This is a genomic window from Streptomyces sp. CC224B (genome assembly GCF_030010595.1).
In the GTDB taxonomy this organism is placed as follows: Bacteria; Actinomycetota; Actinomycetes; order Streptomycetales; family Streptomycetaceae; genus Streptomyces; species Streptomyces longispororuber.
Genome location: NZ_JASCXL010000019.1, coordinates 27447 through 40288, shown reverse-complemented (window position 1 = coordinate 40288; position 12842 = coordinate 27447). Strand labels below are relative to the sequence as shown.

Sequence of the window (12842 nt, the reverse complement as noted above, 5' to 3'; positions counted from 1 at the left end):
CACCCGACGACCACCGGTGTCCCCCTGCTGTCCCCGTTACCCCCGTTGCCCCCGTTGTCCCTGCCGGTGTCCCCGTTGGTGTCCCGCTGATGTCCCCGTCAGCGCCGCCCCCGCCGATGTCGGCACATCGGTGCCCGTGCAGCGCCCTGTGCCCGCGTACGGTCCGAGCGGCACCGGCGGCGGCTGTCACGCGCTCACGTGCGTACCGGCCCGGCGGGCATGTCGATCAAGGTCGTCGCGCAGCCGTAGCGGGCCCGGAACAGCGTTGCGGAATGGTCACTTCCGTGCCACAGGGAACCGGCCGCCCTTGCTGCCGATGTGGCGCGTCCATGACGCTTAACGCACACGGTGAGCGCGCATCCCGCTCCCGGTGCAGCGGCGGCGCCCGTCCTCCCACGGGGGAGAGGACGGGCGCCGTCCCGTGCGGCCGCCCCCGTCCCGCCTGCGGGTTCGGTGGCGGTCAGACCGAGAAGCACTTCTCGGCCGCCGAGCCCGCGAGCGTCACGCACACCCGCGCGGCCCCAGGGTCCCGGCCCTTCAGGGCCGTCATGCGCGTGGCCAGATACCGACGGGTGTCCCCCGCGTTCTCGGCCCGCACCTCCTTGGCCTTCGCCCCGGGCAGCGTGAGCACCACCCGGTCCCCGGGCAGCAGCCCGGTCGCCCGCGCCCACACCGCCTCGCACGCCTTGCCGAGGCGCAGCTCGACGCGGCGCGCCGGGGCGTAGCCGCGGGTGACGAGCGACACCACCTGCCCCGGGCCGCCGCAGCCCATCCGCTGCGGCTGCTCGCCCTCGCACGCCGCGCCGGTGCAGCGCGGCTCGTAGGGCCCCGCCGTGGACCCGGTCCGCACCTGGTCCCGCCCGCCGTCGCCGCCGGTGAGGGCGAGCCCGGCCGTCACACCGCCGACGGCCACCACCACGGCGGCGGCCCCGAGGGCCGCCGTCGTCCAGCGGTGCCGGGGGCCGCCCTCGTCCGGCCCGGCGGCAGGGCCCGGCGGGACCGGGCCGAGGTCCGTCGCCGGGCCGTCCGCAGAGGGCCCCGCGGTGTCCGGGGTCCGGGCGCCCGCGCCGGGGGCGCCGACGGCCCGGCTGTCCCCGCGCGCCGAACGCCCGCTCCACGCGGCGTCCGCCAGCTCCCACAGGGCGAGCAGCCGGCCCGGCGGCTCCTCGGCGAGGGCGCACAGCGCGAGGACCGCCTTGCGCGGCACGGGCTGCTTGCCGTTGAGGTACCGCTCCCAGGAGGACCTGCTGTACGCGGTCCGGCGGCCGAGGGCCTCCAGGCTCAGGCCGGTGCGCTCGCGCAGCTCCCGCAGGGCCCCGGCCAGGGGCAGGCACGCGGGCGGCGCCGCGGCCGGCCCGGCCCCGCCCCCGCCCGCGCCCGGCTCCGACGCCCCGCACCGCCTCACTTGCGCAGCTCCCGCCAGGTGTCGGGGCCGACGACCCCGTCGGCCACCAGGTCGCGCGCCCGCTGGAAGCGCTTGGCGGCCGCCTTCGTGGAGTCGCCGTAGGCGCCGTCGACCGCGCCGGAGCCGAAGCCGTGCAGCGCCAGCAGGCACTGGGCCTCGACGACCTCCCAGCCGGTGCTGCCGCGGTCCAGGAGCACGTGGATGGTCCTGGAGTACCCGGCCTGCCGCACGCCGTTCGCGCGCTCCTTCTCGCACTCGTACGTCCGCCCCTTGTCGTACGCGAACGCGCCCCGGCCGTCCTTCTCACCGTCCCCCCACACCGCCTGGCCGGTGAGCAGACCGCCGGTGAAGGCGACGGCCACGGCCAGGGCGAGCGCGGCGAGCGCGGTGCGCAGGCGCACGGTGCGGGGCCCGGCCGCCGCCGTCGCGGAATCCGTTCCGCCGCTCCCGCCCGGCGGGGTACCGGCACCGGCTCCCGCTCCGGCTCCGGCTCCGGCTCCGGAAAGCCCCTCCCCCGCCCGTGGCGCGCCACCGCGGGCGGGGGCCGCGCCTTCGGGTCGCGTGGCGCCCTCCTGCGGGGCGGCGCCCTCGCGGGCCGGGGCCGCCTGCCGGGGCGCGGGGTCACCGGCGCGTGCGGCGCCGCTCACGGCGGCGTTCTCACGTGTCACCGGCCGCGCGTCGGCCGCCGGTTCCGCGACGGCGGCGGCGTCCTCGCGCGGCGCCTCGCCGCCGCCCGCCACCTGCGCAACCTCGTGCAGCACGAGCAGGCGGGTGGGGTCGGCGCCGCACACCTGCGCCAGCTCCTCCACGGCGGCGCGCGGCACGGGCTTCTTGCCGTTCAGATACCGCTCCCACGAGGAGCGGCTGTACGAGGTCTTGGCGCCGAGCGACGCCAGGCTGAGTCCACTGTGGTCCTTCATCCGGCGCAACTGGACCAGGAGTTGACGCTCCTGCTCCCCCAGTCGCGCGGGCAGTTCTTTCCAACGCGGCATGTCTCTCCCCCGACGCGTCGCAAGGTCCCCGAGGCGTACGGCCCCGTGTGCCCCATAGATGCCGGATGCACCAATTCCGGTTCCCGGGGGGCCGTCCCACGCGATCGATCCGGCCACTCACGCCGCGTCCCACGTCCCACGCCCGCACCCACCGCGACCGCTTCTTCGCAGGTCAGCGCGTGGGACATCCCAGGGGGACCCAACAGGACCAGCCGCTCTGGCTGTTGACCGATTCGGCTCGGCACAGTCGAGGGCGTACCACCCGGCACCATCACGTCCACGGGGGAGAACATCCATGTCGAGCACCACATCCATCGATACGCGCACCACGGGCCCCGCCGGTGCGGGGGACACGGGCTGGGGCCGCGGGGCCGGGTCACGGCCGCGGGGCCGGGCCGTCCGGAGAGCCGCCCTCTGCCTGGCCGCCGCCGTGCTGAGCGGCGGCGTCGCCCTCACCCCGGCCGTGGCCGCCCCGGCACCGCAGGGCGGTGCCGACCGGGCCGCGTCGGAGCAGGCCGGGCCGCTCGGCACGGCGCCCGCCTGCGTGCAGCGGTCCGTCAGCGGGCGCTCCGCCACCGTCACCAACAAGTGCGGCCGCACCGTACGGGTGAAGGTCGTCGTCAAGCGCGGGCCCGACTCGCGCTGCCACACCCTGAAGCACCGCGCCTGGGCGCGGCACAGCTGGCCCCTCGGCTCCTACGACAAGACCGTGACCTGCTGAGACCTCGGGGGTACGGCAGCGCGACGGCGGTCCGCCCTGCTCGGGGGAGAGGGCGGGCCGCCGCGCGTCACAGGTCCGAGCCGCCCGGCGTCACCAGGCCCGACTCGTACGCGAGCACCACGGCCTGGGCCCGGGTGTCGAGGTTCAGCTTGTTCATCGCGCGGTTCAGGTGCGTCTTGACGGTCGCCTCGCTGATGTAGAGGCGGTCGGCGATCTCGGTGTTGGACAGGCCCCGCGCGGCCAGCTTCAGGACCTCCAGCTCCCGCCCCGTCAACGTGTCCAGGGCGGGCGGCGGCGCGTACCCGGACAGCGGCACCCCGGCCCGCAGCGCGAACGCCTCCACCAGGCGGCGCGTGACGCTCGGCGCGAACAGCGCGTCGCCGTTGCCGATCGCCGCCACCGCGGCGAGCAGCCGCTCCGGCCCCGAGTCCTTGAGCAGGAACCCGGCCGCGCCCGCGCGCAGCGCCCCGTACACGTACTCGTCGAGGTCGAAGGTGGTCAGGACGAGGACGCGCGGCGGCGGGTCGGGGGCGGCGGCCAGGATGCGCTCGGTGGCCGTGATGCCGTTCATGCCGGGCATGCGGATGTCCATGAGGATCACGTCGGGCCGGGTGCTCGCGGCCAGTTCCACGGCCTCGGCGCCGTCGCCCGCCTCGCCCACCACCTCGATGCCGGGCGCGGCCCGCAGGACGCCGACGAGCCCGGCCCTGATGAGGAACTGGTCGTCCGCGACTAGCACCCTGATGTGTGGGCTCATGCGATGGCGTCGTCTCCCGGCGGTGCGGCCCGCGCCGACGTGGGGAGTGTCAGCCTGACGGCGAACCCCCCGGTGCCGCGCGGTCCGATGCTGATCGTCCCGCCGTAGAGCTTGGCCCGCTCCCGCATGCCAATCAAGCCGTGTCCCCGCCCCCGCTCCACTCTGTCCGGAATCACCCCCTCGCCGTCGTCGGTGACCGAAACCTCGATGTGGTCGCGGTGGTAGCGCAGTTCGACGGTCGCGCTGGCCTGCCGCGCGTGCTTGAGGACGTTGGTGAGGGCCTCCTGCACCACGCGGTACGCGCACAGCTCCACGCCGGACGCGACCGGCCGGGGCGTGCCGACCACCCGGAACTCCACGGGCACACCGCCCGCCCTGACCCGGTCCACCATCTCCTCCAGGCGGGCGAGGCCCGGCATCGGGGCGTCCGGCGCCACCCCGTCGTCCTCCTGGGCGCGCAGCACCCGCAGCATGCGCCGCATCTCCTCGAGGGCTTCGGTGCTGGTGCCGGCGATGGTGTCGAGCGCGCCGCGCGCGGTCTGCGCGTCGGAGTCGAAGACGAACTTCGCCAGGCCCGCCTGCACGGAGATCACCGCCATGTGGTGGGCGACCACGTCGTGCAGCTCCCGCGCTATGCGCCCGCGCTCCTCCGCCACCGCCCTGCGGGCCTTCTCCTGGTGCTCCTCGCGCGTCCTGCGGGCCAGTTCGGCGGAGCGGCGCGCCAGGTAACCCATGCGCCAGGTCAGGGCGTTGAGACAGACCGACTGCGCCGCGACGGGCACGAGGAAGCGGGCGTCGTGGCCGACGCCGCCGACCGTCCAGATGGCGGACAGCAGCACCGCGAGGTAGCCGGAGGTGCGGGTGGGACGCAGCACCGCGACGGTGTACAGGCACAGCATGGGCCCGAAGCACGTCACCACCGGCCAGTAGCCCGCGAGGATGTACAGCATCCAGGTGCTGTACGTCACCAGGCAGACGGCGACCGGGGCCCGGGAGCGGACCAGGGTGGGCAGGATCACGAGGAGCCCCAGCAGATAGCCGCGCACGTCGAGCGGGGGGTATCCGAGGTTGTACGCGCCCCGCCCGATCAACGCCAGCAGTACCACCTGCCCGAGGGCGAGCAGCGCGTCGACGGTGCACGGCCGGAGTCGCATCGCCGCAGCGTAACGCGCCTACCGGCGGGTCAACGTCAAACGCCCGGCCTACTACGGGAGTTGTAGCTGACGGGCGCGTACGCCCGGCGCGGTAGCCGAACATCAACCCGACACGTGACGACGCCGGGTGCCCCCGCCGCATAGTTTCTTGGCTCAGCACCACCGCCCGCGTCGCCACCAGAACGGCGCGCACGGGGGAAGGGGGCGCGGACCCGAGAACGGGGGAAGCACGGGGGGAACCGGGTCCGCGCCCCAAAAAACCCGCACGACGAAGAAGACCGCAGGACGAAGAACACAGCAGGGCGAAGAAGACCGCAGGACCGACGACACAGCAGGCCCGAGACAGCGAGAGCGAACACGCCGGACCGGTACGGCGGCACGGACACCGGAACGGCACGCGCGGCGCGACCAGGCGCCGCGCCACGAGACCACTGAGGCCGCGGCCCCGTGCAGGGGGCGCACGGGGGAAAAACGGGCCCGCGGCCGACCGAGCACCACCCGCCCCACACCCGACGGCCCGTACTCACCTGGCGAGTACGGGCCGTCGGCACGTCCACCGCCCGGGGTACCTGCCACCCCCGGGCGCCGGCCGGCTAGCTGCTGATCGTGAAGTGCAGCGTGTCGTCCAGGAACGGGATCTCCAGCCACGGCTTCGGCTGCGCCATCATCGCGAGCAGCACGATCACCAGGCCCAGCGAGCCGTACGTCACCATGTCCGTGAACCGCGAGCGCACGGCCAGCATGCCGACGCCCGGCAGCGTCCAGCGCATCACGGCGGCCGCCAGCAGCGCGAGGCCGACCAGGATCGTCCCCATCCGGAACACGTCGAACGCGGTCAGGAGCAGCCCGACCGCGACCACCGACACGACCGTGAGCAGCGGCCACTGCCGCGCGGGCGCCGGCGCGTCCCCCGGCGCGGCCCGCCCGCCGCCCTCGGGGCGCGCGGTGTCCCGCGTGAAGAGCGGGAAGCGCCGCGACACCTTCCGGGGTTCGCCGTCGGGGCCGGGCGCGCTGACGGCGCCCTTGGCCGTGGGCTCCTCGGGCCGCTCCGGCCCGGCGGACGACGCCTCCCCGCTCCTGGCGTCAGCGCTCATCGTGGTCACCCCCGGCTCAGCCGGCGGCGCCGCGCTCGGCGGCCTCCACCACGTTCACCAGGAGCTGCGCGCGCGTCATCGGCCCCACGCCCCCGGGGTTCGGGGACAGCCAGCCGGCGACCTCGGCCACGCCCGGGTGCACGTCGCCGACGATCTTCCCGCTCTCGTCGCGGGACACGCCGACGTCGAGCACGGCCGCGCCCGGCTTCACGTCCTCCGGCTTGACCAGGTGCGGCACGCCCGCCGCGGCCACGATGATGTCGGCCCGGCGCAGGTGCGCGGCGAGGTCCCGGGTGCCGGTGTGGCACTGCGTGACGGTCGCGTTCTCCGACTTGCGGGTGAGCAGCAGCGGCATCGGGCGCCCGATGGTCACGCCCCGGCCGACGACCACGACCTCCGCGCTCTTGAGCTCCACGTCGTACCGGCGGAGCAGGCGGATGATCCCGTACGGCGTGCACGGCAGCGGCGCGGGCTCGTTCAGGACGAGGCGGCCCAGGTTCGTGGGGTGCAGGCCGTCCGCGTCCTTGGCCGGGTCCATCAGCTCCAGGACGCGGTTCTCGTCGATGCCCCGGGGCAGCGGGAGCTGCACGATGTAACCGGTGCAGGCGGGGTCCTCGTTCAGCTCCCGCACCACGGCCTCGATCTCCTCCTGCGAGGCGGTCGCGGGCAGTTCACGCTGGATGGAGGCGATGCCGACCTGCGCGCAGTCGCGGTGCTTGCCCGCGACGTACTTCTGGCTGCCGGGGTCGTCGCCGACCAGGACGGTGCCGAGGCCGGGCGTGACGCCCTTTTCCTTGAGGGCCGCCACGCGGGCGGTCAGTTCGGACTTGATCGCTGCTGCGGTGGCCTTGCCATCGAGAATCTGGGCGGTCATGGCCCCATCCTCCCGGATGAGCCCGCCCCCGTACCAATCAGGGGCGCGCGAGCGCCGCCCCGCCCGCCTGATAGTTGCAGTCGCACAAAGCGCGGGAAACGCGGCTGGACAAACGAGCAGGCGCTGAAGAACGATAAGCGGCGCAGTGCCGCGGCCGGTGTCGGGGGGACCGACGCATCTGTGAACGTTCCTCCGCGCGTGTACGCCGCGACGTCCCCGCACTCCCCGACGGAGGAAGCCCCCACCATGAGCAACCCTTACGGGCAGCCACCCCAGCAGCCCCAGCAGCCGGGTCACGGCCCCGGCTACGGCTACCCGCAGCAGCCCCCGCAGGGCGCCTACCCGGGCCAGAACTACGTCCCGTACCCCCAGCCCCAGCCCGGTCAGGCCCCGTACGGCGCGTACCCGCAGCAGGCGGGGTACGGCACGGGGGGCTACGACGCGCGGCCGGAGCTGGCGCACTGGGGGCTGCGGGCGGGAAGCTTCCTGCTCAACCTCCTGATCAACTTCGGCCCGCTGTACCTCATCGTGGGCCTCAGCGTCGGCATCAGCGGCGAGGAGGAGGACCCGAGCACCCCCGTGCTCCTGCTCTCGCTGGTGGCGTTCGCCTACACCGTCTTCATGTTCTTCTTCCAGATCTACAAGGAGGGCAAGACGGGCCAGACGATCGGCAAGAAGATCGTCGGCATCCGCACCCTGCGCGAGGCCGACGGCCAGGTGCTCGGCTTCGGCATGGCCTTCGTGCGCCAGCTCGCGCACTTCCTCGACAGCGTCCCCTGCTACCTGGGCTGGCTGTGGCCCCTGTGGGACGACAAGAAGCAGACGTTCGCCGACAAGGTGTGCAGCACGGTCGTCGTCAAGGGCTGACGCAGTACGTACGCGAACGGCGCGGGGGCCCCCCCCCCCCGGGGGGCGGCGCCCCCTTCCGTACGTCTGCGGATGTCCGGCACGTTCACCCCGACTTCGGTCCGCTGTCTTCCCCGGGCCATCGGGAATCACTACCGTCCCAGCTCAGCAGACCAATGGGTCACCGGACAACCATTGGTCACCGACAGGAGGTTGGGCGTGGCGGAGATATCGCGCAGGCGGCTGATGGCGGTCGGCGGTGGCGCCCTCGGCGCCGCCGCGGCAGGGTCCTTCCTGCCGCCGTCGCTCCAGGAGGCGCTCGCGAAGGAGCCCCCGCGGGGCGGCCTCGACGCCATCGAGCACGTGGTGATCCTGATGCAGGAGAACCGGTCCTTCGACCACTACTTCGGCGCCCTGCGCGGCGTGCGCGGCTTCTCCGACCGCAACGCCATCCAACTGCCCGGCGGCACCAGCGTGTTCGAGCAGCCGGGGCCGCTGCGCACCGTCCTGCCGTTCCCCGTCCGCGAGGCCGCCGCCGCGCAGCAGAAGGACCTCCAGTACATCGGGGCCCTGGACCACTCCTGGAAGGGCGGCGCCAAGGCCTGGCACGACGGCTGGATGGACGGCTGGGTCTCGGCCAAGACCGCGGCCACGATGGCGTACTACACGCGCCGGGACATCCCGTTGCACTACGAACTCGCCGACACCTTCACCGTCTGCGACGCCTACCACTCCTCCATCCACACCTCCACCAGCCCCAACCGCAACCACCTGTGGAGCGGGAAGACCGGCTTCGAGGCCGACGGCACCCGCGCCGTCGACAACGACGCCTATGCCGAGGGCACCCACCCCGGGTACGACTGGGGCACGTACGCCGAGCGCCTGGAGAAGGCGGGCGTGAGCTGGCGGACGTACACGGAGTGGGAGAACTTCACCGACAACCAGCTCGAGTTCTTCACCACCTTCAAGGCCATCGCCCGCAAGGTCCTGGCCGGCACCGGGCTCACGTATCTGGAGGCCTTCTACGCCAAGGTCCGCGACGCCCGGGACGAGGCCGAGCGCGGCAGGCTGCTCGCCGCCCTGGAGCAGGGCGTCGCGACGCTGAGCCGGCGGGAGCGGTCGCTGTTCGAGCGGGGCCTGCGGCGGGTGCCCACCGGAAAGCTCGCCGAGGAGTTCGCCAAGGACGTCGCGGACGGCACCCTGCCCAAGGTCAGCTACCTGGTGCCGTCCGCGGTGGACTCCGAGCACCCCTCGGTCTCCTCGCCCGTCCACAGCGCCACCATCGTCTACAAGGTCCTGGACGCCCTCGCCTCGCACCCGAAGGTGTGGCGGCGCACCGCCGTGTTCATCAACTACGACGAGAACGACGGCTTCTTCGACCACGTGCCGCCGCCCGTGCCCGGCCCGGACGTCGCGGAGGAGCGGTGGCAGGGCCTGCCGACCGGGCTCGGCGTCCGCGTGCCGATGCTGGTCGTGTCGCCGTGGACGGTCGGCGGGTACGTGTGCTCGGAGGTCTTCGACCACACCTCCGTGGTGCGCTTCCTGGAGCGGTGGACCGGCGTGCGCGAGCCGAACATCGGCTCCTGGCGCCGCCAGGTCGCCGGCGACCTCACCGGGGCCTTCGACTTCGACCGCGGCCACCGGATACCGGAGGTGGAGCGGCCCGGCGCGATCCCGCCCTTCAGCGGCCGCTGGCAGCCGAAGCCGCCCGCCGAGCAGTCGATGCCCCGGCAGGAGCCGGGCGTCAGCCGGGCGCGCCCGCTGCCGTACCAGCCGGACGCCGACGCCCGGCCCGTCAGGGACGGGGCGCTCACGGTGCGGCTGCGCAACGGCGGCCGGCGCAGCGCGCACTTCGCGCTGTACCCGTACGCGGGCGAGTTCCCGGCACCGCAGCACCAGGACGTCCGGCACGAGGGCCACTGGTCCGTGCCGCTGCCCGGCGGCTCCTACCGGTTCACGGTGACCGGGCCGAACGGCTTCCGCCGCGAGTTCGCCGGACGCGCCGCCGGGACGGCGGCCCTCACCTCGGCGGTCACCCGGCGCGACCTCCACCTCACGCTGGCCAACCGGGGCAAGGGGCAGCTCGTCTTCACGGTCCGGCCGCTCGGCTACGTCGACGAGGACGACGTCCGGCGGCGAACCCGGACCGTCCGCGTCAGGCCGGGCAGCAGCCGCACCCTCGCCTGGCACACGGCCGACGAGCACGGCTGGTACGACGTGGAGGTGACGGCGGCGGGCGACGAGGGCTTCCGGCGGCGCCTGATGGGGCACATCGAGAACGGTCGCGCCAGCGTGTCGGGCTGATCACCGGCCGGACACGGGAGGCGCAGGGGCGCACGGGTGTGACCCGTGCGCCCTTGCGTGTTCTCTGCCGCGCCCGGGGGCCCGGTGCCGCTGTGAGGCTGGACACGAAACGGACTATGGATCTCCGGTGGCTGTCAGAGTGGCTGCGCATGGCCCATCTCGGTCATGTCACCCACATGCGACGACGTGATCCTTATCGGTGCATGTCGATCATGCGGTGGTCCGTGTGGTCCGTGTGGTCCATGCGGTCCGTGCGCCGCACTGCGCAGCAGCGCGACGTGGCGCACGCAGTCCAAGCCGTTCAAGCAGCAGACGTGTTCTTTTCGGGTCATCTCCGACGCTTCCCGGCTGTCCCGACGAGGATCCACGACACACTCAGGGAGCCAGTTCGTGGCAGCACTCGCCCGGTGGTGCGTCCGGCACCGCCTCGTCGCCGTACTGGTCTGGCTCCTCGCCCTCGGCGGCACCGCGGCCGCCGCGGCCGCCGCCGGATCGGCGTACTCCAACGACTACGAGGTCCCCGGCACCGAGTCCCACCGCGCCAGCCAGCTCCTGGAGGACGGCTTCCCGGACCTCGGCGGCGACGCGAACACCGTCGTCTGGCACACCGGCAAGGACGGCAGCGTCCGCTCCGCCGCCGTCGAGCGGACCATGACCGCGACGCTCGACAAGATTGCCGAGCTGCCCGGCGTGGCCTCCGTCACCAGCCCCTACACCGACCGCGGCGACGCGCAGATCAGCGAGGACAGCCGCACCGCCTACGCCACGGTCACCTTCCGCGAGCAGCTCGACTCCGTCGAGCCGGGCCAGGCGCGCGCCGTCGTCCAGGCCGCCGAGGCCGCCGAGACCGCCGCGGCGGGGGAGCTGGACGTGGCCCTCGGCGGCGGCGCCGTCGGCCTCACCGAGGCCAAGAGCGCCAAGACCGCCGAGATCGTCGGCGTCGCCGTCGCCGCCGTCGTGCTGTTCCTCGCCTTCGGCTCGCTCGCCGCCGCGGCCCTGCCCATCGCCACGGCCGTCGTCTCCGTCGGCACGGCGTACGCGGGCACCGTGCTGCTCGGGCACGTCATGACGGTGGCCGACTTCGCGCCGATGCTCGGCACCCTGATCGGCCTCGGCGTCGGCATCGACTACGCCCTGTTCATCGTCACCCGCCACCGCAAGGGCCTCAAACGCGGCCTGCCCGTCGCCGAGGCCGCCGAGCGCGCCGTCGCCACCACCGGCCGCGCCGTGGTCTTCGCCGGCGCCACCGTGTGCATCGCGCTCCTCGGCATGCTCATCCTGCGCCTGAGCTTCCTCAACGGCGTCGCCATCGCCGCGTCACTCACCGTGGCCCTCACCGTCGCCGCCTCCGTGACGCTGCTGCCCGCCTTCCTCGCCTTCCTCGGGCCGCGCGCCCTCAGCCGCCGCGAGCGGCGCCGCCTCGCCGAGCGCGGGCCCGAGCCGGAGGTGCCGACGGGGCTCGCCGCCCGCTGGTCGGCGTTCGTGGAGCGCCACCCGAAGGTGCTCGGCGCCCTCGCGGTCCTGGTGATCGCGGTGCTCGCCCTGCCCACCCTCTTCCTCCGCCTCGGCACCTCCGACCAGGGCAACAACCCCGCGACGGCCACCACGCGCCAGGCCTACGACCTGCTCGCCGACGGCTTCGGGCCCGGCGTGAACGGTCCGCTCACCCTCGTCACGGACGTCCGGGGCGCCGCCGACCGGCTCGCCCTCGACACCCTGGACACCACCCTGGGGTCCACGCCGGGCGTCGCGACCGTGAGCCCGGTGACGTACGCCGAGGACGGCAGCACGGCCTTCCTCACCGTCGTACCGGACTCCCCGCCCCAGTCGCAGGCCACCAGCGACCTCGTCGACCGGCTGCGGGACGACGTCCTGCCGCGCGCCGAGGCGGGCACCTCGCTGGACCTGCGCGTCGGCGGCGTGACCGCGGGCTACGACGACTTCGCCGAGATCATCGTCGGCAAGCTGCCGCTCTTCGTGGGCGTCGTCATCGGCCTCGGCTGCGTCCTGCTGCTGCTCGCCTTCCGCTCGGTCGGCATACCGCTGAAGGCCGCCGTCATGAACGTCGCGGCGGTCGCGGCCGCGTTCGGCGTCGTGGTCGCGATCTTCCAGTGGGGCTGGGGCAGCGAACTCCTCGGCCTGGGACGCGCGGGCCCCGTCGAGCCCTTCCTCCCCGTGATCATGGTCTCGGTCCTCTTCGGCCTCTCCATGGACTACCAGGTCTTCCTGGTCAGCAGGATGTACGAGGAGTGGCTGGAGACCGGCGACAACCGCGTGGCCGTCCGCGTCGGCCTCGCCGAGACCAGCCGCGTCATCAACTCCGCGGCCGTCATCATGATCTCGGTGTTCCTGGCGTTCGTCCTCAGCGGCGACCGGGTGATCGCGATGTTCGGCATCGCTCTCGCCGCGGCCGTCGCGCTCGACGCCTTCGTCCTGCGCACCCTGCTCGTACCCGCCCTCATGCACCTGCTCGGCAGCGCCAACTGGTGGCTGCCCCGGCGCCTGGACCGCTGGCTGCCGCGCATCAGTATCGAGGTGCCCGAGAGCCGGACACGTGCGAAGATCCCGGGGCGCCGCGGGCACGACGAGGACGAGGTCACGTACGCGGGGCTCGACCACCGCTGACGGCGCCGAAGCGAGAGCGCTGTCGGCGCGGGGCCGACAACGCTGGTGTACGCCGAGAACGCTGAGGAGA

10 protein-coding genes are annotated in these 12842 nt (G+C 73.9%); 4 read left to right on the top strand and 6 right to left on the bottom strand.

Annotated features, from left to right (window positions below):
- Nucleotides 1–460: 460 nt before the first annotated feature.
- Together QK440_RS10190 and QK440_RS10185 are read right to left on the bottom strand one after the other, a co-directional pair.
- The gene (locus tag QK440_RS10190; RefSeq protein WP_282792697.1) at nt 461–1405 is read right to left on the bottom strand and encodes an XRE family transcriptional regulator; all 945 of its coding nucleotides are present in this window, start codon (nt 1403–1405) and stop codon (nt 461–463) included.
- Nucleotides 1402–2397: a helix-turn-helix domain-containing protein gene (locus tag QK440_RS10185; RefSeq protein ID WP_282792696.1), complete on the bottom strand. Its 996-nt coding sequence runs from the start codon at nt 2395–2397 to the stop codon at nt 1402–1404. The genes QK440_RS10190 and QK440_RS10185 overlap by 4 nt, the downstream gene beginning before the upstream one ends.
- 295 nt (nt 2398–2692) lie before the next feature.
- Between QK440_RS10185 and QK440_RS10180 the strand changes: the two genes are divergently transcribed.
- The gene (locus QK440_RS10180; protein WP_282792695.1) at nt 2693–3118 is read left to right on the top strand and encodes a hypothetical protein; all 426 of its coding nucleotides are present in this window, start codon (nt 2693–2695) and stop codon (nt 3116–3118) included.
- A gap of 67 nt (nt 3119–3185) precedes the next feature.
- Here QK440_RS10180 and QK440_RS10175 read toward each other — a convergent pair whose 3' ends face one another.
- The 4 genes from QK440_RS10175 to QK440_RS10160 all read right to left on the bottom strand — a co-directional run bounded on the left by QK440_RS10175 (nt 3186) and on the right by QK440_RS10160 (nt 6997).
- Complete coding sequence (locus QK440_RS10175; protein ID WP_190139484.1) at nt 3186–3875, bottom strand: response regulator transcription factor; 690 nt, start codon at nt 3873–3875, stop codon at nt 3186–3188.
- The gene (locus QK440_RS10170; protein ID WP_282792694.1) at nt 3872–5029 is read right to left on the bottom strand and encodes a sensor histidine kinase; all 1158 of its coding nucleotides are present in this window, start codon (nt 5027–5029) and stop codon (nt 3872–3874) included. The genes QK440_RS10175 and QK440_RS10170 overlap by 4 nt, the downstream gene beginning before the upstream one ends.
- 593 nt (nt 5030–5622) lie before the next feature.
- Nucleotides 5623–6123: a DUF3017 domain-containing protein gene (locus QK440_RS10165; protein WP_282792693.1), complete on the bottom strand. Its 501-nt coding sequence runs from the start codon at nt 6121–6123 to the stop codon at nt 5623–5625.
- Between the two features lie 16 nt (nt 6124–6139).
- The gene (locus QK440_RS10160; protein WP_282792692.1) at nt 6140–6997 is read right to left on the bottom strand and encodes a bifunctional methylenetetrahydrofolate dehydrogenase/methenyltetrahydrofolate cyclohydrolase; all 858 of its coding nucleotides are present in this window, start codon (nt 6995–6997) and stop codon (nt 6140–6142) included.
- Between the two features lie 246 nt (nt 6998–7243).
- On the opposite strand from QK440_RS10160, the gene QK440_RS10155 reads away from it, so the two are divergent.
- From QK440_RS10155 to QK440_RS10145, 3 genes are all read left to right on the top strand, one after another.
- On the top strand, nt 7244–7864 hold the full coding sequence (locus QK440_RS10155) for an RDD family protein (RefSeq protein WP_282792691.1): 621 nt from the start codon (nt 7244–7246) through the stop codon (nt 7862–7864).
- Between the two features lie 207 nt (nt 7865–8071).
- A complete protein-coding gene (locus QK440_RS10150) occupies nt 8072–10147 on the top strand; it encodes a phospholipase C, phosphocholine-specific (protein WP_282792740.1) in 2076 nt (691 codons plus the stop codon).
- Between the two features lie 390 nt (nt 10148–10537).
- Nucleotides 10538–12772, top strand: coding sequence for an MMPL family transporter (locus QK440_RS10145; RefSeq protein ID WP_282792690.1), 2235 nt, complete (start codon nt 10538–10540; stop codon nt 12770–12772).
- The last annotated feature ends 70 nt before the right edge of the window (nt 12773–12842 follow it).